The sequence below is a fragment of the Micromonospora sp. NBC_00898 genome (assembly GCF_045207895.1).
In the GTDB taxonomy this organism is placed as follows: domain Bacteria; phylum Actinomycetota; class Actinomycetes; order Mycobacteriales; family Micromonosporaceae; genus Micromonospora.
Map to the genome: position 1 here is coordinate 3,276,865 of NZ_CP108775.1, position 19,406 is coordinate 3,296,270.

Consider the following 19,406-nt stretch of genomic DNA (forward strand, 5'->3'; position numbering starts at 1 on the left):
CAGGTGACGCCCGAGGTGATGATCCGCGCGCGGCCAGCCGAAGCCACCAACCGGGCGATCCCCGGGCGGGGTCGGTTTTCGGGCTTAGCCGTCAGCAGGCGCGGCGGACGTCGGATATGGCAGGTTTATCGCCTTGCGCTCCGGATATTCCGCCTCGTGCTTCCTGGCGCGAGAGGGTTTGCCGCGCAAGGCGAACGCCGTGCGCGCCTGCGGCGGCGAACCAGACTGATGACGGATGGATGAGCCGGGCCGCGAGCGGCGCGTACGGGAGGAGGCCAGCTGGCAGCGGGCGACCATCCTGGAGCTGTTCTTCGATCTCGTCTTCGTCTTCGCGCTCAACCGGATCAGCTTGCGGCTGTTGGACGAATTCCACTCCGGGGGGCTCGGGTTCAGTGAGTTCGCTGAGACCCTGCTGCTGTTTCTGGGGCTCTGGTTCATGTGGCAGACCACTGCCGCGTTGACCAGCCGAGTGCATCCGGATTCGCGGCCGGGTCAGTTCTTCGTGTTCTCCTCGATGGCCGGTGCCACCGTCATGGCGGTTTCGGTGCCGCAGGGGTTCGAGGAGCGGGCTCTGGTCTTCGCCGGTGCCTGGGCTGCGGTGCGGATCAGCCGTCTGTTGGTCTATTTCTTGGCCAGGCAAGTGCGGACCGAGGGGTCCGCACTACCGGGGTTACTGTCGCTCGGCGGAAGCACAGTTCCGTGGATCGCGGGGGCGTTGGTGCACGACCCGCTTCTGCGTGGTGGGCTCTGGACACTTGCGCTGGCCATCGAGTTCCCCGGGTTCGTGGTCGGCTTTCGCCAATGGGCCGGCAGACAGGTCGCGGGCGAGCACCTGGCCGAGCGGTTGCAGCAGATTTTCTTGATCAGCTTGGGTGAGGCAGTCTTCGTGTCCGGCGGGGCCTTCTCCGACAGCGACCTCGCTTTCCCGCACGGGATGGGGTTCGCGCTGGCCTTCGTCGGCATCGTGCAGCTGTGGCGCATCTACTTCTACCGGGCCGGCCTGGTCCTGCCGCTGGCCATCACCGCCGCCCGGGATCCGGCCCGGCAATCCGTGGCGGCCGCATTGAATCACCTGGTCATGATCTCCGGTGTTGTTCTTTCTGGTGCCGGCTTCGAGCTGTACATCATCAATCCCACCGGCCGGCCGGAACCGAACTGGCTCGTGGCCATCCTCGGCGGTCCTGCGCTGTTCCTGGTCGGGCGGGCTCCCTTCGAACTGCAGGTCTTCGGCCGGATCTCCCCGTCACGGCTGATCGGGCTCCTCGCCCTCGGCCTGCTGATCCCGGCCGTGTGGCACGCTCCTCCGCTGGTCGCCGGTGCCGCCGCAACGGCTGTGCTGGTCGGAATCGTCGTCGCGGACGCGTGGCGCGCTCGCGGGCGAGAGCCCGAGCCACCCGCCCCGCTGATGTGATCTCCTCGCGCAGCATGAGCCTCACCCGCCGCTGGCGGACGCGTCAGCCGCGCGTACAGGCTGGTTGACCTTCGCCTCGTCGGACGATCAATTCCGGCTCAGGTCGAGGGCGATGTCCAGGATCATGTCTTCCTGCCCGCCGACGAGTTTGCGCCGGCCGACTTCCAGCAGGATGTCCCGGGCGTCGAGACCGTAGTGTCGGGCGGCGGTTTCGGCGTGGCGCAGGAAGCTGGAGTAGACGCCGGCGTAGCCGAGGGTGAGAGTTTCCCGGTCGACGCGGACGGGTCGATCCTGCAGCGGGCGGACGAGGTCGTCGGCGGCGTCCTGGAGGGCGAACAGGTCGCAGCCGTGCTGCCAGCCTTGCAGGGTGGCCACGGCGATGAAGGGTTCGATCGGACAGTTGCCGGCGCCGGCGCCGTGGCCGGCGAGTGACGCGTCGACGCGGGTGGTGCCCTCCTCCACGGCGACGACGCTGTTGGCCACGGAGAGCGACAGGTTCTCGTGGGCGTGGATGCCGATCTCGGTGCCCGGGTCGAGGACGTCCCGGTAGGCCCGCACCCGGTCGCGGACGCCGTCCATGGTGAGCCGCCCGCCGGAGTCGGTGACGTAGACGCAGTGGGCGCCGTAGGACTCCATGAGCTTCGCCTGAGCGGCGAGCTCCTTGGGCTCGGCGAGGTGACTCATCATGAGGAAGCCGGAGACGTCCATGCCCAGCTCGCAGGCCGTGGCGATGTGCTGCGCGGCGATGTCCGCCTCGGTGCAGTGGGTGGCGACGCGGACGGACCGTACGCCGAGGGCGTGGGCCTGTTTGAGGTCGTGGATGGTGCCGATGCCGGGCAGGAGCAGGGTGGTGAGGCGGGCGCGGGTGACGGCGGCTGCGGCGGCTTCGATCCACTGCCGGTCGGTGTGGCTGCCGGGGCCGTAGGTGAGGCTGCCGCCCGCGAGTCCGTCGCCGTGGGCGACCTCGATGCCGTCGACACCGGCGGCGTCGAGGGCGGTGACGATCCGGGTGACGTCGGCCGGGGTGATGCGGTGCCGGGTGGCGTGCATGCCGTCGCGCAGGGTGACGTCCTGGATAAACAGGCGGCGGGCGGGTGCGGTGGCGGTCATCGGATGGCTCCCTGGGCTGCGGTGAGGCGTTCGGCGACACGGAGTGCCGCGGACGTCATGATGTCGAGGTTGCCGGCGTAGGCGGGGAGGTAGTGGGCGGCACCTTCGACCTCGAGCAGGACGCTCACCTTGGTGGTGACCGCTGTCGTGTCGTCCGGCAGCAGGGTGTGGACCGGCTCGTCCGGGGCCAGCGGGGTGAACTGCACGGGCGGCCGGCTCGATGCCGACCATGGCGGCCATCTCGAGGTTCTGCGACAGGCGCAGGACTTTGATCATCAGGTCCGTGCCGATGTTGCCGGATCCGATGACGGCGACCTTCGTACGCGACATCAACTGACGCCTTTCGTGACGGCACCACGGGTGGTGAAGGTGGCCCCGACGCTGCCGAGGCCGGTGAGGTGTGCGCGGACCTGCATGCCGGGGGTGACCGGAACCATCGGCCCGAGTGCGCCGGAGAGCACGACGTCGCCGGCGCGGAGCGGGTCGCCGTGGGCCAGGGCGGTCCGCGCGAGCCAGGCGAGGGCCTCCAGCGGGTCGCCGAGGCACGCCGCGCCGGAGCCGGTCGAGGCGGGCACACCGTCCACGATCATGGTCATCTGAACCGCCGCCGGTTCGACCGCGTCGAGGGGGACCTGGTCGGTGCCGAGGACGAACAGGCCGCTGGAGCCGTTGTCGGCGACGGTGTCGGCGAAGCTGATGTCCCAGAAGGCGATGCGGCTGTCCACGATCTCCAACGCGGCCACCGCGTAGGCGACCTGCTGGCGCACGGTGACGGCGGCGACGCCCGGGTCGGTGACGTCGTCGGCGAGGACGAAGGCGACCTCGGCTTCGACGCGGGGTTGCAGCAGCCGGTCGAGGCTGATCACCGCGGACTCCGCGCAGGCCATGTCGTCGAAGAGCATGCCGAAGTCGGGCCGGTCGACGCCGAGCTGACGTTGCACGGCGGGGGAGGTGAGCCCGACCTTGCGCCCGACCGGCCGCCTGCCGTCCCGGACCCCGGCCTCGGTCAACCGGCGCTGAACGGCGTAGGCGAGGGTCTCATCGTCGGGGCCGATGAGGTCGCGGACCGGCGGACACGGCGTGCGGGTCCGCGCGGCGGTGCGCAACCGACGGAAGGCCGCGGCAACGGGATCGGTGGTGCCGGTGGTCATGGGGTCTTCGTGGCGGGACTGCCGCCGGTCAGGCGGGTGAGGCTGTCGTACAGAGTGCGGCAGAGCAGTTCGAACAGCCGCAGGAGGTCGACGCTGTCGCCGCCGATCTCCCTGGCGATGAACAGCCCGTCGGTGGCGGCGATGGCGTACGTGGTGATCGTTTCGATCGTGTCCCGGTCGGCGTCCGGGGCGACCCTGGCGAGCACGGCGGCGAGCCGCGCGCGGGCGGTTTCCCGGACCTGCAGGAACACGCGCCGGGCGCTGGGCTCCTCCGGGCGGCGCTCGAGGGTGAGCATGAGCCCGAGGCGAAGGAAGTCGGGCGAGTCCAGCAGGGTCTTGGCGACCTTCACCGCCATCGCGGCGAGGCGTTCCGGCATCGGCTCGCTGTCGTCGCCGGGGAGGGCGAGTACGTCGACCCAGATGTCGAAGCTGCGCTCGATGACGGCGGCGATGAGGTCGTCCTTGTTCTTGAAGTGCCAGTAGATCGAGCTGGCGGGCAGGCCGCACTTCTCGCTGACCAGCGCGATGCTGGTGCCCTCGTAGCCGCGCTCGCCAGCAACCTCGGCGGCGGCGTCGAGGATTCGCCGGCGCGACTCCTCGCCGTTGGCCCGACGCTTACGTTCGCCGCGAGATTCCGTCATCGCACGCTCCCTGTGTTTCCCGCCGATGGGTTTCCGGCTGATGTCTTGACGATGCCGAACGTGAAGCTTACCGTAACGGCCACTACAACTGGAGCGATCACTACATTAACGGCACGGGGTCGCGGGAGGTCAAGTGAGCGTCGGGGAGAGCACCGCGGAGCAGCGGCTGATGCGGGTCGGTGCCCGGAACATCGCCGTCACCGAGCGGGGAGCCGGTGAGGCGGTGCTGCTGCTGCACGGCGGTGGGCCGGGGGCCTCGGGGATGTCGAACTACGCCCGCAACGTGGACGCCCTCGCGCAGCGGTTCCGCGTGATCGTGCCGGACCTACCAGGCTACGGCCGGTCCAGCAAGGCACTGGACCAGGCCGACCCGTTCGGTGACCTCGCCGCCGCCGTTCGTGGACTGCTCGACGCGCTCGGCATCGACCGGGCCCACCTGGTCGGCAACTCCTACGGTGGTGCTGCCGCGCTGCGACTGACGCTGGACCGGCCCGACCGCGTCGGGCGCTTGATCCTCATGGGCCCGGGCGGGATCGGCACGACCCGACGTGCGCCGACGCCCGGCTTGAAGCGGCTGCTCGCCTACTACGGCGGCGGAGGCCCGACCGGGGCCAAGCTCGAACGGTTCATCCGCGACGACCTGGTCTACGACGGCAGCGCGGTCCCCGGACAGATGATCGAGGAGCGATACCAGGCCAGTATCGACCCTGAGGTAGTCGCCAACCCGCCGCTGCGGCGCCCCGCCGGGCTGCGCACCCTGCTGCGGATGGATCTGACCCGGGACAAGCGGCTGCCCCGGGTCGCCACGCCGACGCTGGTGCTGTGGGGCGCCGAGGACAGGGTCAACCGGCCCTCCGGCGGCCGGCTGCTCGCCGAGCGGATGCCCCACTGCGACCTGTACCTGGTCGCCCGAACCGGCCACTGGGTGCAGTGGGAACGCCCGAACCTGTTCAACACCCTCGCCGTTGCCTTCCTGTCCGAGGAGTCGAAATGAATGTCTTCGGCAAGGTCCACCTGGGCTACCTGTGTATCCAGACCAGACGGTTCGGTGACTGGCGCCGGTTCGGCGCCGACGGCATCGGCCTGCACGTCGCCGAACTCGACCGCGACCGGATGCGCTTCCGGCTGGACGACCACGAGTGCCGGCTTCTGCTGCAACGGGGCCCCACCGAGGACGTGACCACGGTCGGCTGGCACGTCGACGACCACGAGGCATTCGACGACATCGTCGCCCGCATCACCGCCCGCGGCGTCACCGTCGAGCACGGCCACGACGAGGAGGCGGCGCTGCGCGGCGTGCAACGGCTGGTGCGCTTCCCGGGCCCGAAGGGGCTGGCCCAGGAGCTGTACACCACCCCGGTAACCACCACCACGCCGCTGCACATGCAGGCCAGCGGCTTCGTTACCGGCGCCGCCGGCATGGGACACATCGCCATCACCTCACGGCGCCCGGACGCCATCCACCGCTACTACGACAACCTGCTCGACGCCCGGCTCAGCGACTTCATCGTCGAGACGATCAGCAGGGTGCGCTTCCGGATCCGGTTCCTGCGGGTCAACGGCCGCCACCACTCCGTCGCCGTGGCCAACACCGAGGGCCTGCGCATCGATCCGATCCGCACCGCGATCCAGCACCTCAACATCCAGGCGGCCACGTTGGACGACATGACCACCTCCTACCAGCGCCTCAAGCAACTCGGCTTCACCATGGCCCTGGGCATCGGGCAGCACACCAACGACAAGGAGCTCTCCTACTACGTCCGGACGCCGTCCGGATTCGAGTGGGAGGTCGGATGGAATCCGATCATCGTGGACGAGGCCACCTGGGAACCCACCACCCACCGCGGGATCAGCATCTGGGGGCACACCCCCGAGGGCCAGACCGTCATCGACAAGCTCAACCAGTTCCGCCACGGCGCGGCCTCGCTGCGCCGCGGGGAGATCACCGTCCCGGCACTGAGCGGAGCCAACACATGAACACCGAACAGCACGACTACGACGTGATCATCGTCGGATACGGCCCGGTCGGCGTCACCGCCGCCAATCTGCTCGGCGGCATGGGCGTACGGGTGGCCGTGGTCGAGCGCGACTCCGCGATCTACCCCCGCGCGCGGGCGATCTCCACCGACGAGGAGACGATCCGGATCTGGCAGGGGACCGGCCTCGCGGAGCGGCTCAAGGAGGACATGCTCGCCGGCCGGCCGATCGACTTCGTCGACGCGCGCGGCCGGTCGTTCCTGAGCCTCGCGCCGGCTCCTCGGGGCAACGGGCACCCGCCGCAGCTGTTCATCTACCAGCCGGCCATGGAGCAGGTCCTCCGCGACGGTGTGGACCGCTACCCGAACGTCGAGGTCCTCCTCGGCCACGAATGTGAGGCCGTCGAGCAGGACAGCGACAGCGTCACCGTCACCGTCACCGCGCGGGACCTGACCGACGACACGCTACGTACCCTGCGCGGGGCGTACCTGATCGCCGCCGACGGCGGCTCCAGCCCGATCCGGACCCAACTGGGCGTCGGCTTCGACGGCCGCACCTACCACGACCGGTGGGTCGTCATCGACGCCAAGGTCAAGCGGAACTGGGACACCGTCGACCGCCTGCGCTTCCACTGCGACCCCGCCCGGCCCGCCGTGGACTGCCCGACCCCGCTCGGCCACCACCGCTGGGAGTTTCCCGTCCTGCCCGGCGAGGACGAGCAGGCTCTGGTCAGCCACGACTACATCTGGCGGCTGCTGCGCCGCTACGGCCGGACGTCCGACGACGTCGAAATCCTCCGCGCGGTCGTCTACAACCACCACGTCCGCTTCGCCGAACGCTGGCGCGTCGGCCGGACCTTCTTCGCCGGCGACGCCGCACACGCGATGCCGCCGTGGATCGGCGAGGGCATGTCCTCCGGCGTACGCGACGTGGGCAACCTGTGCTGGAAGCTGGCCGCGGTCCTGCGCGGCGAGCTACCCGCCGACGTGTTGGACAGTTTCGAGGCCGAGCGCAATCCGCACGTGCGGGCGGTGACCGCTCAGGCGGTGCGCTTCGGGCGCATCATCACCGAGCGGCGCCCCGGCCTCACGGCTTTGCGCAACATCGCGTTCCGGGTGGTCATGCGGATCCCCGCCATCCGCGCCTACATGCAGGAGGCCAGGTGGTTCCCGGACACCACCTACCGGCAGGGGCTGCTGAACCACCGCGGTGGCAACCCGGCGGTCGGCGAGCAGCTCCCGCAGCCCTGGGTCCGCACCGACGGCCGTGACCGCGTCCGCCTCGACGACGCGCTCGCCGGTCGGTGGACACTGCTGCACACCGGCCCGGCGCGGCCCTGGCCGGCCTGGGCGGCCGGCGACATCGCGTGCCTGCAGGTCACGCCGGCGGGCTCGGCGCCCGCGCCCGGCACGATCGTGGACGCCGAGGACGTGCTCATCCCCTGGATGCGCCGGCACCGTGCCACCGTGCTGGCACTCCGCCCCGATGCCGTCGTCTACGCCGCTGCCGCCGGCGACGCCGACCTGCCTTGCCCGCCGTTCGTCCACCCGCCACAGAGCCCCGTCGCCGAACAGACGCCCCCGCCCACCGCGACGACGACGCCCTGACCTGACCCGCCCCCATCGCATCGACGCCCACCACCACGTCGCCCACGCCATCAAGGAGAGCTGGCCATGCTCAACCTCGCGCTCATGCTCGAAGGCAGCGCCGAACGGCTGCCGAGCAGGGTGGCCGTCGTCCTCGGTAACACTCGCTTGTCGTACGCCGAACTCAACGATGCGGCGAGCCAGGTCGCGAACCTTCTCGTCGAGAGCGGCGTCCGCCCCGGCGACCGGGTCGCGCTGTCGTGCCCGAACCTTCCGTACTTCCCGATCGTCTACTACGGCATCCTCAAGGCGGGCGCCGTCGTCGTCCCGCTGAACGTGCTGCTCAAGGCCGATGAGATCGCCTATCACCTGCGGGACTCGGGCGCCAAGGCGTACTTCTGCTTCGAGGGCACCGCAGATCTGCCCCTAGGCGCTGAGGGCTGGCAGGGGTACAGCCGAGCCACCGGGTGCGACAACTTCTTTCTCATCACCGCCGACCCCCAGGCGCCGAACCCGATCGAGGGCGCCACCGCGCTGGGATCCGCGCTCGCCGGCAAGGCCCCTCGCTTCGAGACGGTGGCCACGCAGGCCACGGACACCGCGGTGATCCTCTACACCAGCGGGACGACCGGGCAGCCCAAGGGTGCCGAGCTCAGCCACGCCAACATGGTCATGAACGCCCTCACGTGCTGGCGCCTCTTCGGCACCGTCGACCACGACGTCCACCTGGTGACGCTCCCGCTCTTCCACTCGTTCGGGCAGACGGTGCAGATGAACGCGGGCCTGGGCGGTGGCGCCACGCTGGTTCTCCTGCCCCGGTTCGACGCCGGCACGGCACTCGCGCTGATGGAGCGCGAGCGGGTCACCTTCTTCGCCGGAGTGCCCACGATGTACTGGGGCCTGCTCAACGTCGACCGGGCGAAGGTCACTCCGGCGGTCGCGGCCAACCTGCGCATGGCGGTCTCCGGCGGTGCCGCCCTGCCGGTGGAGATCCTCGAGCAGGTGGAGAAGGTCTACGGCGTTCGGATCCGGGAGGGCTACGGCCTCTCGGAGACCAGCCCCGTCGCATCTTTCAACCACCCCGGCCGGGAGTCCAAGCCCGGTTCGATCGGGCAGCCGATCTGGGGCGTGCAGATGAGGCTCGTCGACGCCGACTGGAACGAGGTCCCGGAGGGCGAGCAGGGCGAGATCGCGATCCGGGGTCACAACATCATGAAGGGCTACCACGGCCGCCCCGACGCAACCACCGAGGTGCTCCGGGACGGGTGGTTCCGCACGGGTGACATAGCCCGCCGCGACGAGGACGGCTACTACTTCATCGTCGACCGGGCCAAGGACATGATCGTCCGCGGTGGTTTCAACGTGTACCCCCGCGAGATCGAGGAGCTCATCCTGACGCACCCTGACGTGAGCCTGGTGGCCGTGGTCGGCGTGCCGCACGAGTCGCACGGCGAAGAGGTGAAGGCCTTCGTGATCCGCAAGCCGGGGTCCCCGCTGACCGAGGGCGAGCTGGTGAACTGGTGCAGGGACCGGATGGCGAGCTACAAGTACCCCCGCCTCGTCGAGTTTCGCGACGAACTGCCCATGACCTCCACGGGCAAGATCTTGAAGCGCAAGCTTCGCGACGAGGCGTGAACTGAAGCCACGGATGTCGGGGGCTGGGTCCAGCGGGACGCGGGTCTGCACGCACCGTGGGCACAGCCTCCGATAGTCGAGCAGGGCTCAGGAGCGTGCGGTGCTGGCGAGTTCGTCGGCGTAGGCGCGGGCGTCGATGGCGTCCAGCACGGCCAGTTGAGCGTTGTAGGCCGCTCGGCGAAGTCGAGGGCGTCGGCCGCGCCGCTTTCGGCCCAGTCCGCGTCGCTGGCGGCGGCCTTCGCGTCCAACTGCCGAGTCCGCCTGTCAATCTTGGCCTTGATGTCCTCGGTCTTTGCGGCGGCGTCGGCCTTCATCTGCGCCCACTCGCTCCGCCTCTCGGTGGCGGCCTTCTTCGCACCCTGCTGTGCCTCGGCCGCGGACCGGTTGAGCTCGCTCTGGGTCTGATCGATTCGCTGCCGCAGCTGCTCACGGGACTCGGCGGCGGCTGCCTGCACCTCGGTCTTGGCCGCCGCGGCACGCTGTTGCAGTGCGTCGAGTCGGTCGGAGAAGTCCATGGTTCCTCCCTGTTTTCCGTCATTGCCGGTCACCACTGCCTCACCTTCGAAAGCGCCGAGGTGAGCTGGCATCACCCGTGCCGGATGATGTTCCGCCGCTGCATCGACCGTCCGTGTCGCCCCGCACCATTGCGGCTGGCTCCGGCTGACCGCGCCTCCGGGGAGGGGCCGACTGGCCGGAGCCGGCCAGTAGGGCTGCCCGCACAGAGAGCGAAGTCCCGAGACCGGATATCCGGACCTCCATTTCGTGATTGAGTGTCAGCAGTGACGGGTGTGTTCTTGAGCCTGCCCGAAATGCCAAGCGGACTGCGGCTCGACCTCCTCGACATCGAAGCCTCGTGCCCAACCTGGGTCGGAGCAGTGGACGGTGGTGACGTGCGGATCGCGGTGGCACTCGGCGCAGGCGGGGCGCGCGGCTATGCGCACATCGGGGCGATCCAGGTCCTTGAGGAGCGTGGGTTCGACATCGTTGCGATCGCTGGCTCTTCCATGGGCGCCCTCGTCGGGGGGCTGTACGCAGCGGGCAAGCTCGACGCCTACGCCGAGTGGGTGCGCACGATCGGCCAACGCGACGTGCTGCGCCTGCTCGATCCGGCCGTCGGCGCGCCCGGCGCGTTCCGGGCCGAGAAGCTCATGGCCCGGGTCAGGGAACTGCTCGACGGCGTACGCATCGAACAACTGCCCATGCCCTTCACGGCGGTAGCGACCGACCTGTGGGCCGGCCGAGCCGTGTGGTTTCAGCACGGCCCGGTGGACGTCGCGGTGCGCGCCTCCATCGCATTGCCACCCGCCATCACGCCGGTCATGATCAACGGCCGGCTCCTCGCCGACGGTGGCCTGATAGAGCCGCTGCCGATGGCGCCCGCCACCTTCATGCCAGCCGACGCGGTCGTCGCCGTGTCCCTCAAGGCTGCCCGCGCCGACTCCCAACCGGGGGCAGCTGTCCGGGAATCGGCCGACCCGCCGGGACAAGGGGGACGGGACCACCCGCGGGACCCCGCCGGATTCGTCGACCGGGTGATCTCCCGCGGCGGCGCATCTGGTGACGGCAGCCCGGCGGCGGACGCCTCCGCGGAAACCATCACCACCGACGACGGGCCACATGGCCAACTCCCCGCCGACCTTCGCGTATCCGACGTCATGAGCCTGTCATTGGAGGCCGTACGGGATCTTCTCATCCGCTACCAGTTGGCCGGCTACCCGCCGGACCTGCTGATCGAGATACCGACGAACGCCGTCCGGACGTACGACTTCCACCGGGCGACCGACATGATCGAAGTCGGCCGGCGGGCAGCGCTCGACGCCCTCGCGTCAAACCCGTTCGCCTGACGCGCCCCCAGAGATCGAGACTACTCCGCTGGTTTTCGTTTGCTTCGCAGCGGGTAGCCGCGCCCGGTGAGCGACGCCAACGACCGGTCCACGGCCCGCCGAACGCTGATCGTCATCGGTCTGGTCCTCGCCACTGCGGTCGGGCTGGCGTTGGTGTGGGAGACCCGGCGGGTGCTGATGTGGGTGGTGGTCGCCGCGTTCTTCGCGGTGGCCCTGAATCCGCTGGTGGATCGGGTGCAGCGACGGCTCGTTCGGCGTCGGGCGGCGGCCACGCTGGTCGTGTTCCTGGCCAGCTTCGTGGCTCTCGCCGCGCTCGGCGTGCTCATCGTGGTGCCCCTGCTGGACGAACTGGCCCGGTTCACCGACCGGGCGCCGGACCTGTTGCGCGAGGCCCGGGCCGGGCGAGGACCGGTCGGCGAACTGCTGGAGCGGTTCCACCTGCGGCAGTACGCCGAGGCCCACGCCGACCAGTTTCAGCGCTTCGGCGGCAAGCTCGGCCGGTCGACGGTCGGGCTGGTCCGTGGGACGGTCCAGGGCGTCGCCGGAGTGCTGACGGTGGTGGTGCTGGCGTACCTGATGGTGGTGCAGGCCCCGCGGATCACCGCCGGGACGCTGGCCCTGGCCGGTGGCGCCCGGGCGCAGCGGCTGCGCCGCATCGGGCGGGAGTCGGCGCGCACCATCACCGGCTACCTGAGCGGAAACCTCCTGATCAGCCTGATCTGTGGTCTGGCGACCTTCCTGGTGCTCGCGCTCACCGGCGTGCCGTTCGCCGCCGCGATCGCGCTGTTGGTCGCCATCGCCGACCTGATCCCGCTGGTGGGGGCGACCCTCGGCGCCATCGTCGCGGGCGGCGCGGGCTTCCTGCACTCGCCCACCGCCGGGGTGGTCGTGCTGGTCTTCTTCGTGGTCTACCAGCAGGTCGAGAACCACCTGCTGCAACCGGTCATCATGTCCCACGCGGTCCGACTGAACCCACTGACCGTGCTGGTCAGCGTGCTGCTCGCCGCGGAGCTGGGCGGCCTCCTGGGAGCCCTGCTGGCCATCCCGGTCGCCGGCATCGCGCAGATCCTGCTGCGTGAGTTCGTCCCCGCCAACCGGCAAGCCGGCTCCGTACCAGCAGAGGCCGGCCCCGCAGACCGCGAGGGGGGCGGCGGCCCGGACCAGCCGGCGGGCGACCACCCGGGGGACGGCGGAACAGCCGACAGCCGGCACTCCGGTCAGCGGGACCGGCCACCGGCCGCCGACTGACCGGGCTGACAGGCGGCGTGCGCCCTCGTCGCCCTCACCTGCCCGGCGTCGCCGAGCGCATGGCCACGGGAGCGGGTGCAATCGAATCTCCTCGACAGGAGAACGGGTCGCAGGTTTGTGCGGGCCGGGCGGGGTAACCCCCGCCATGGCACCTGACCGGAGCCCCCTGCCCCGCCCTGAGGAGGTGGTCGAGCAGGCCAGAGACATGGTGGCGCAGGCTGCACGCCGTGGTGGTAAGGCCGGCCGACTGCGGCTGCGTCAGGTTGAGATCATCCTGGTCATCGCGGCCCAGTGCGGGCTCGCCGCCACCCTGGCCTGGGGGCTCGCGCACGAGGTGGCGGGGCGTCCCGCGCCGGTCTTCGCGCCCAGCGCGGCCGTCGGCACGATCGTCGCCGCACTCGGACAGCGCGCCCGACGTACGGCCGAACTGATGCTGGGCGTCGGGCTGGGCCTGCTCATCAGCGACCTTTTACTGCGTTACCTCGGCTTCGGGGCCTGGCAGGTCGGCGTGGTGGTGGCGCTGGCCATCGCCGTCGCCCTGCTGATGACCGGGCACAGCGGCGCGCTGGTCGCCCAGGCTGGCAGTACCGCCGTGCTGCTCGCCACGCTGTCACCGGTCCAGCACAATCTCGAATGGGAGCGGCTCATCGAAGCCGGGTCGGGCGCTGTCGTCGGGCTGGTGGTGGTCGCGTTACTGGTGCCGATCGACCCGATGCGCACTCTCCAGCGCGCCGCCGCACCGCTGACCGAGACACTCACATCGCAGCTTCGGGAGGTCGCACACGCGCTGAGACAGCGGGACCCGGACCGCGCGGTGCGGGCACTCGACCAGCTTCGCGGTATGGACGGCGACCTCAACCGGCTGCACGAGGCCCTGGGTGGCGCCGAAGAGGTGACGATGATCTCGCCGGTCCGGTGGCGGCGGCGCCGCGATGTCGAACGCTACCGGCGCGCGATCCCGTACATGGATCGGGTGGCCCTCGAGTGCCGGGAGATAGCCCGCTGGGCGGCAACCTCGCTGCAGTACGACGAGCCGGTGCCGGAGGAACTCATCGCCGCCGTGGAGAGGCTCGCCGAGACGGTCCAGGTGCTGCAGCGGGAGGCACGAAAGGCTGCGCCCTTGGAGCAGACCCGCCACGGGGTTCTGGACGTCGCGCGACTGGTCGGCCAGGCCTGCCGAAAAGGCCTGAGAGCGTACGGAAGTGCCATGGTGATCCAGCTCCGCACGGCGTCGAGTGACCTGCTCCGGGCGAGCGGGTACGAGACGGACACGGCGAACCGTATGGTGCGCGAGGCGGTCAACGCCTAGATCGATCGAGGGCCCTCCTGGCTGGGTGGACGTCGGTTACGGACGGCCATCGAGGCGGGCAGTGGCCGCTGGCAGATCTCGTGGGCCTGGTCGGGCGGAAGGCCGAGCACGCGGGTCCTCGGTGACCCGGTCGGTGGCTTAGGCGTCGTCACGCTCGGGGTGGTACAGCAGGATGCCGCGCCGACGCAGCATCGCGTGGGCGCCGCTGCCGTGCGTCTGCCCGGACCGGTCGTGGAGGTCGACGATCTCCGACAGCAGCCCGCGGTCTTCGACCTCCCGCGGCCCGGGGTCGGCCTCTCGATACAGCCGCACCGCACGCCGGCGCAACTTGGGGCCACACAGCAGTCGTTGCGGGCAGTGCCCATGTCGGCAACGTTCAAGGCCCTACGGCATGGCACGACTACGGTCAAGACGGGCAGAAACGGCAGAAACGGGCGGCCGATGACCACGGGTAGGGCGAGCAAGCTGCTGCGAAGGCCCGGGCAGGGGCGGGCGGGATTCCTGGAACTGTTCTTGGACCTGGTGTTCGTCCTGGCGTTCTTCCGGCTCTCGCAGGAGCTGCTGAAGCATCTGAGCTGGACTGGCGCGTTCCAGACACTGGTGTTGCTGTTCGCCGTGTTGTTTGTCTGGATCGCTGCGACGAGGTTTACGGACACGTTCGACCCGCAGCATCCGCTGATCCAGCTGGTGGTCATGTCGATCATGTTCGGCACGCTCGTGCTGGCGGCTGCGGCGCCGGATGCGTTCGGCCGGCGGGGCCTGGTCTTCGCAGGTGTGTACGTCGTCGTCCGGCTTGGTATCTTCGCTGTCGCGATCCTTCTGTTGCGGGGCCACGAGGGGCAGCGCAACGCGGTGCGGCTACTGTTCTGGGTCGGCGTGTCCGCGGTGCTCTGGATCGCGGGGGCTTTCCTGCCCGGCTGGGTGCGGGGAGCATTGTGGATAACGGCGGCGGCCGTGGAGTTGGTGGGGATCGCACTCGGCTTCCCCACGCCGCGGCTGGGCCGCAGCGGCGAGCACCGACTCGAGGTCGTGGTCTCCGAAGAACACGTGGCCGAGCGGTTCCGGCAGTTCTTCATCATCGCCCTCGGCGAGCCGATCCTGGTAACCGGACTGGCATTCGCGAACGGCGCGTTCGGCGCTGCCCGCAGCGCCGCGACCCTCCTCGCGTTCGCCACCACAGCACTGCTGTGGCGCATCTACATCCACCGCGCCGGAGCACTGATAGCCGACGCCATCACAGCGGCCCCCAACCGACTCCGCGTTGGTGTCCTGACGGTCTACGCCCACGTGATCATGATCGCCGGCATCATCACCATCGCCGTCGGCGACGAACTCGTCATCACCCACCCGCTCGGACACCCGAACCTGGCCTGGCTACCCGTCATCCTCGGCGGACCCGCCCTGTTCCTCGCCGGACGAGCCATCTTCGAATACGCGGTGTTCGGCCGCGTGTCCCGCCCCCGCGTGATCGGCGCACTCGCCCTCCTCGTCATCACCCCAGCGATGGCGCTGGTGCCGCCGCTGGCGGTAGCCACCACCGCTGTCTTCATCCTGGCCGTTGTCGCCACCCTCATTCTGTTCGGTGTCGCCGCATCCGACGTGGCCCGCACTCGAAGACGCCCATCCGAGCCGCCGTCACCACCCGGTTAGACGATCACGGGCGGGCAGACGATCGGCTTCCCGCTGTTCTGATCGCCTTGGGTCGCTGTGATCGTGATGACGGATCGCGTTTCCGCCACACATCCGAAGCCTGCTAGCGGATCTCTGAGATCAAATTGCCCGTCCCGCCGACCTGGGCACATGGCGGTCTAGCAGCGGAAATACCTCCTGACATCTCACACCACTCCCCCGCAGTCCGTCGACCTCTTGCGGACTAGATGCGGTCTGCTCGGGGTTGGGCGGCGCGCGGAGCGTCAGTTTGGACGGACGAGGATCACCGCCACGAGATGCCCGAAACGCCTGCTCGTGACACGGGGTGGGCCACAGCTCGTGTGCGCTCGTGCCCGTTCGGGCACCGGCTACTAGCAGGTGGCTGGGTCAGGCGGCCGACCACCTAATCCCTTGGCCTCGGCCGGGCTGTCCGGATCGGTAGTCGTTGTGCTCGGCGTCTATGTCCGCAACGTTCGAGGCCCAACGCGTGGTACGAATACGGTTAAGGCGGACAGAAACGGCAGAGATTGGCGGTTGATGACGACGGGTAGGTTGGCCGTACTGCTGAGAAGACCCGAGCAGCCGCGGGCGACATTCCTGGAACTCTTCTCCGACCTGGTGTTCGTCCTCGCCTTCGTCCGGCTCTCGCAGCACCTGCTGGAGCATCTGAGCTGGACTGGCGCGTTCCAGACACTGGTGTTGCTGTTCGCCATGATGCATGTCTGGGTCTCTACGGCGAGGTTTACGGACCTGTTCGACCCGCAGCATCCGCTGGTACAGCTGTTCACCATGCCGATCATTTTCGGCACCCTCGTGATGGCGGCTGCGACGCCTGAGGCGTTCGGTCGGCGGGGCCTGGTCTTCATAGGGGCGTACCTCACCGTCCGCCTTGGTGGCCTCGTTATCGCCATCTTCTTTTTGCGTGGCCACGAGGTGCAGCCCAGCGCGGTGCGAATACTGTTCTGGGTCGGCGTGGCTGCGGTGCCATGGATCGCGGGTGCGTTCCTAACCGGCTGGGTGCGTGGAGCGCTGTGGCTGACGGCGGCGGGCGTGGAGTACGCGGGGATCGCACTCGGCTTCCCCACGCCGAGGCTGGGCCGCGGCGGCGCGCGTCGATTCGAGGTCGTGGCCTCCGCAGAGCACGTGGCCGAGCGGTTCCAGCAGTTTTTCATCGTCGCGCTGGGCGAGCCGATCCTGGTGACCGGAGTGACATTCGGCGAAGGCGAGTTCGGAGCTGACCGCAGCGCCGCGGCCCTGGTGGCGTTCGCCACCACGGCACTGCTGTGGCGCATCTACATCCACCGCGCCGGAGCACTGCTGGCCGACGCCATCGCAGCGACCACCAACCTAAACCGCGTTGCTATCGCGACGATCTACGCCCACGTGATCATGGCCGCCGGCATCGTCACCATCGCCGTCGGCGACGAACTCGTCATCACCCACCCGCTCGGACACCCGGACCCGGCCTGGATCGCCGTCATCCTCGCCGGACCCGCCCTGTTCCTCGCCGGACGAGCCACCTTCGAGTACGCGGTGTTCGGCCGCGTGTCCCGCCCCCGCGTGATCGGCGCACTCGCCCTGGTCGCCCTCACCCCAGCAATGCGGCCGGTGCCGCCGCTCGCGGTAGCCACCACCGCCGCCCTCATCCTCGCCGGCGTCGCCGTAGCCGACGCGGTCCGTGCCCGACGATTCCCATCCGAGCAGCCGTCACCACCCGGTTGAACGATCGCGAGCGGGCAGAGATCCAGCGGTCAACTGTCCTGGTGCTGCCGCAACGGCTCGCGGCCGGCATCGTGGGTGGTCTGAGCGGGGTCGCAACGCCCATAAGCTGCCCGGCTTCGCCGAGCGGGTAGCCATGGGAGCGGGGGCAACCGAATCGCCTCGACAGGAAGCTCGACAGGGAGAACGGATCGCCGGGTTTGTGAGGGCCGGGCGGGGTAACCCCCGCCATGGCTGCTGAGCGGGGAGACCTGTCTCGCCCCAACGCCGCTGCCGGGCACGCCAAGGACCTGGCGGCGAAGGCCCGGCGTCACGGTGGCGAAGCAGGCCGGCTGAGGCTGCGCCTGTTCACGATCATTCTGTTCGTAGCAGCTCAATGTGGGCTTGCCGCCACGTTGTCCTGGGGGCTGGCGCACGACATCCTGGGTCGCCCCGCACCGATCTTCGCGCCCAGCGCGGCCGTCGGCACGATCGTCGCCGCCCTCGGGCAGCGCGCCTTACGTACCGCCGAGATGATGCTCGGCGTCGGGCTCGGTCTGATCGTTAGTGATCTTCTCATCCGCTACTTCGGGTTCGGGCCCTGGCAGATCGGCCTGGTGGTAATGCTGGCCATCGCCGTCGCCCTGTTGATGACCGGGCGCAGCGGTGCGCTGGTCGCTCAGGCGGGCAGTACCGCTGTGCTGATCGCCACGTTCTCCCACGTGCAGCAGGGCCTCGAATGGGCGCGGATCGTCGACGCGGGAGTGGGCGGCGCCGTCGGGCTGGCGGTAGTGGCGTTGCTGCTACCGATCAACCCGATGCGCATTCTCGAGCGGGCTGTTGCACCGGTCGCCGCGACCCTCCACACGCAGCTTCGAGAGGTTGCACACGCGCTCGCCCGGCGTGACCCGGACCGCGCGATACGGGCGCTGGACCAGCTGAGCGGGATGGAACCCGACCTCGCCCGGCTGCACGAGGCCGTGGCTGGCGCCGAGGAGGTAACGACGATCGCGCCGCTACGCTGGCAACGCCGAATCGATGTCAAGCACTACCGGCGCGGCGTCCAGCACATCGATCGGGTGATCCTCGGGTGCCGGGCGCTGGCCCGCTGGGCCGCGACCACGTTGCAATACGACGAGCCGGTCCCGGAGGAACTCCCCGGCGCCGTGGATAGGCTCGCCGAGGCGATCCAGTTGCTGAGGCGGGAGGCGCGGGCGGGTGGGCCGTTCGACCAGACCCGCAACGCGGTGTTGGACGGGGCGCGCCTGGCCGGCCAGGCGTACCACAGGGGCCTCAAGCCCTTCTCGGACGCCGTGGTGATCCAGCTGCGCACCATGGCGAGTGACCTGCTCCGGGCGACCGGGTATGAGCCGGAGACGGCCAACCGGATGGTGCGCGAGGCGGCCACTTCCTAGGAGCGGCCCGCTCGGGCGGATGAACATCGGCCTACGGGCGACGGCCATTCAGGTCGGGCAGCGGGCGTTGGCAGATCTCGTGGGCCTCGTCGGGCGCGAGGCCGAGCATGCGCAGCACGTCCTCCGTGACCTGGTCGGTGGCTGCGCCGTCGTCACGCTCGGGGTGGTCGTGCAGCAGTTGGCCGAGGCACAGCGCGGCTCCGGCCACGATCACCATCGCCAATTCGGGCTCGCGCACCTGGAACCGGCCGGCGCGGACCCCGTCTTCGATGTCGCGCCGGGCCCGCGGCGCGAGCCCCCTGCCTGAGCCGGCCAGGGCCAGGCCGTTGTTGAGCAGGACCTTGCTCAGTTCGGGACTCCGGCGGTGGAGGCGTCCGGTCAGCCGGAAGCTCTGCGCGAAGACGTGAGCCGGATCGTCCAGGCCGACGGTCAGCTCGTCGAGCAGGGCGCCGTAGCGGTCGAGTGCGTCTTCCACCGCGGCCTCGAAGAGCTGTTCCCTGCTGTCGAAGTGGTTGTAGAACGAGCCCATACCCACGTCCGCGGCCTGGGTGAGTTCGAGAATCGGGACGTTCAGCTTTCCGGCGGCGAGGAAGGTCTGGGCAGCGCGGAGGAGCGCCGAGCGGGTGCGGGCTTTGCGCCGTTCCAGGCGGTTCGGGGCGTGCCTGATCTTCTGCTCCATGCCTGCTCGATCACCTCTCCCAGGTCGGTCTGCACCCACTTTAACCCCGGCG

General features: G+C 69.7%; 17 protein-coding genes and 2 pseudogenes. 11 read left to right on the top strand and 8 right to left on the bottom strand.

Annotation, left to right across the window (positions count from 1 at the left end; all coding sequences use genetic code 11):
• Positions 1 to 235: 235 nt before the first annotated feature.
• A complete protein-coding gene (locus tag OG799_RS15990) occupies positions 236 to 1,411 on the top strand; it encodes a low temperature requirement protein A (RefSeq protein ID WP_406045824.1) in 1,176 nt (391 codons plus the stop codon).
• A gap of 87 nt (positions 1,412 to 1,498) precedes the next feature.
• Here the strand turns inward: OG799_RS15990 and dmpG are convergent, their stop codons facing one another.
• The 5 genes and pseudogenes from dmpG to OG799_RS16015 form a co-directional block, all read right to left on the bottom strand.
• Entirely contained in the window at positions 1,499 to 2,521 is a 1,023-nt protein-coding gene (gene dmpG / locus OG799_RS15995) for a 4-hydroxy-2-oxovalerate aldolase (protein WP_406046300.1), read from the bottom strand.
• Positions 2,518 to 2,652, bottom strand: a pseudogene (locus OG799_RS16000) (acetaldehyde dehydrogenase (acetylating)); the annotation flags it as partial. The gene dmpG and the pseudogene OG799_RS16000, both read right to left, overlap by 4 nt.
• Before the next feature lie 76 nt (positions 2,653 to 2,728).
• Positions 2,729 to 2,851 (bottom strand): annotated as a pseudogene (locus OG799_RS16005) (acetaldehyde dehydrogenase (acetylating)); the annotation flags it as partial.
• A complete protein-coding gene (locus tag OG799_RS16010) occupies positions 2,851 to 3,672 on the bottom strand; it encodes a 2-keto-4-pentenoate hydratase (RefSeq protein WP_406045825.1) in 822 nt (273 codons plus the stop codon). The pseudogene OG799_RS16005 and the gene OG799_RS16010, both read right to left, overlap by 1 nt.
• Positions 3,669 to 4,313, bottom strand: coding sequence for a TetR/AcrR family transcriptional regulator (locus tag OG799_RS16015; protein ID WP_406045826.1), 645 nt, complete (start codon positions 4,311 to 4,313; stop codon positions 3,669 to 3,671). The genes OG799_RS16010 and OG799_RS16015 overlap by 4 nt, the downstream gene beginning before the upstream one ends.
• A 133-nt stretch (positions 4,314 to 4,446) precedes the next feature.
• Between OG799_RS16015 and OG799_RS16020 the strand changes: the two genes are divergently transcribed.
• The 4 genes from OG799_RS16020 to OG799_RS16035 all read left to right on the top strand — a co-directional run bounded on the left by OG799_RS16020 (position 4,447) and on the right by OG799_RS16035 (position 9,511).
• Positions 4,447 to 5,307 carry an alpha/beta fold hydrolase gene (locus tag OG799_RS16020; RefSeq protein ID WP_406045827.1) on the top strand — a complete coding sequence of 287 codons (861 nt, stop codon included), beginning with the start codon at positions 4,447 to 4,449 and terminating at the stop codon, positions 5,305 to 5,307.
• Positions 5,304 to 6,290, top strand: coding sequence for a VOC family protein (locus OG799_RS16025; RefSeq protein WP_406045828.1), 987 nt, complete (start codon positions 5,304 to 5,306; stop codon positions 6,288 to 6,290). The genes OG799_RS16020 and OG799_RS16025 overlap by 4 nt, the downstream gene beginning before the upstream one ends.
• The gene (locus OG799_RS16030) at positions 6,287 to 7,897 is read left to right on the top strand and encodes a bifunctional 3-(3-hydroxy-phenyl)propionate/3-hydroxycinnamic acid hydroxylase (RefSeq protein WP_406045829.1); all 1,611 of its coding nucleotides are present in this window, start codon (positions 6,287 to 6,289) and stop codon (positions 7,895 to 7,897) included. The genes OG799_RS16025 and OG799_RS16030 overlap by 4 nt, the downstream gene beginning before the upstream one ends.
• A gap of 66 nt (positions 7,898 to 7,963) precedes the next feature.
• Entirely contained in the window at positions 7,964 to 9,511 is a 1,548-nt protein-coding gene (locus OG799_RS16035) for a long-chain-fatty-acid--CoA ligase (RefSeq protein ID WP_406045830.1), read from the top strand.
• Here the strand turns inward: OG799_RS16035 and OG799_RS16040 are convergent.
• Entirely contained in the window at positions 9,418 to 10,059 is a 642-nt protein-coding gene (locus tag OG799_RS16040; RefSeq protein WP_406045831.1) for a hypothetical protein, read from the bottom strand. The two genes, OG799_RS16035 and OG799_RS16040, sit on opposite strands and share 94 nt — an antisense overlap.
• Positions 10,060 to 10,290: 231 nt before the next feature.
• Between OG799_RS16040 and OG799_RS16045 the strand changes: the two genes are divergently transcribed.
• From OG799_RS16045 to OG799_RS16055, 3 genes are all read left to right on the top strand, one after another.
• Positions 10,291 to 11,355: a patatin-like phospholipase family protein gene (locus tag OG799_RS16045; protein ID WP_406045832.1), complete on the top strand. Its 1,065-nt coding sequence runs from the start codon at positions 10,291 to 10,293 to the stop codon at positions 11,353 to 11,355.
• Between the two features lie 66 nt (positions 11,356 to 11,421).
• Positions 11,422 to 12,603 (top strand): AI-2E family transporter, encoded by a 1,182-nt coding sequence (locus tag OG799_RS16050; protein WP_406045833.1) that lies wholly within the window; start codon positions 11,422 to 11,424, stop codon positions 12,601 to 12,603.
• A 184-nt stretch (positions 12,604 to 12,787) separates the two neighbouring features.
• Positions 12,788 to 13,912 carry an FUSC family protein gene (locus tag OG799_RS16055; RefSeq protein WP_406045834.1) on the top strand — a complete coding sequence of 375 codons (1,125 nt, stop codon included), beginning with the start codon at positions 12,788 to 12,790 and terminating at the stop codon, positions 13,910 to 13,912.
• Between the two features lie 138 nt (positions 13,913 to 14,050).
• On the opposite strand, the gene OG799_RS16060 is transcribed toward OG799_RS16055, so the two are convergent.
• On the bottom strand, positions 14,051 to 14,224 hold the full coding sequence (locus OG799_RS16060; protein ID WP_406045835.1) for a hypothetical protein: 174 nt from the start codon (positions 14,222 to 14,224) through the stop codon (positions 14,051 to 14,053).
• A 129-nt stretch (positions 14,225 to 14,353) separates the two neighbouring features.
• Here OG799_RS16060 and OG799_RS16065 point away from each other — a divergent pair, with 129 nt between their 5' ends.
• The 3 genes from OG799_RS16065 (at position 14,354) to OG799_RS16075 (ending at position 18,675) form a co-directional block, all read left to right on the top strand.
• Positions 14,354 to 15,562, top strand: coding sequence for a low temperature requirement protein A (locus OG799_RS16065; protein WP_406046301.1), 1,209 nt, complete (start codon positions 14,354 to 14,356; stop codon positions 15,560 to 15,562).
• Positions 15,563 to 16,114: 552 nt separating this feature from the next.
• The gene (locus OG799_RS16070; RefSeq protein ID WP_406045836.1) at positions 16,115 to 17,284 is read left to right on the top strand and encodes a low temperature requirement protein A; all 1,170 of its coding nucleotides are present in this window, start codon (positions 16,115 to 16,117) and stop codon (positions 17,282 to 17,284) included.
• Between the two features lie 227 nt (positions 17,285 to 17,511).
• Positions 17,512 to 18,675 carry an FUSC family protein gene (locus OG799_RS16075; RefSeq protein ID WP_406045837.1) on the top strand — a complete coding sequence of 388 codons (1,164 nt, stop codon included), beginning with the start codon at positions 17,512 to 17,514 and terminating at the stop codon, positions 18,673 to 18,675.
• 31 nt (positions 18,676 to 18,706) lie between these two features.
• Here the strand turns inward: OG799_RS16075 and OG799_RS16080 are convergent, their stop codons facing one another.
• On the bottom strand, positions 18,707 to 19,354 hold the full coding sequence (locus tag OG799_RS16080; protein ID WP_406045838.1) for a TetR/AcrR family transcriptional regulator: 648 nt from the start codon (positions 19,352 to 19,354) through the stop codon (positions 18,707 to 18,709).
• Between the last annotated feature and the right edge of the window lie 52 nt (positions 19,355 to 19,406).

Coding starts and splice junctions, on each gene's coding strand:
- OG799_RS15990 (WP_406045824.1), top strand. CDS start 236: ATGGATGAGCCGGGCCGCGAGCGGCGCGTACGGGAGGAGGCCAGCTGG.
- dmpG (WP_406046300.1), bottom strand. CDS start 2,521: ATGACCGCCACCGCACCCGCCCGCCGCCTGTTTATCCAGGACGTCACC.
- OG799_RS16010 (WP_406045825.1), bottom strand. CDS start 3,672: ATGACCACCGGCACCACCGATCCCGTTGCCGCGGCCTTCCGTCGGTTG.
- OG799_RS16015 (WP_406045826.1), bottom strand. CDS start 4,313: ATGACGGAATCTCGCGGCGAACGTAAGCGTCGGGCCAACGGCGAGGAG.
- OG799_RS16025 (WP_406045828.1), top strand. CDS start 5,304: ATGAATGTCTTCGGCAAGGTCCACCTGGGCTACCTGTGTATCCAGACC.
- OG799_RS16030 (WP_406045829.1), top strand. CDS start 6,287: ATGAACACCGAACAGCACGACTACGACGTGATCATCGTCGGATACGGC.
- OG799_RS16035 (WP_406045830.1), top strand. CDS start 7,964: ATGCTCAACCTCGCGCTCATGCTCGAAGGCAGCGCCGAACGGCTGCCG.
- OG799_RS16065 (WP_406046301.1), top strand. CDS start 14,354: ATGACCACGGGTAGGGCGAGCAAGCTGCTGCGAAGGCCCGGGCAGGGG.
- OG799_RS16075 (WP_406045837.1), top strand. CDS start 17,512: ATGGCTGCTGAGCGGGGAGACCTGTCTCGCCCCAACGCCGCTGCCGGG.
- OG799_RS16080 (WP_406045838.1), bottom strand. CDS start 19,354: ATGGAGCAGAAGATCAGGCACGCCCCGAACCGCCTGGAACGGCGCAAA.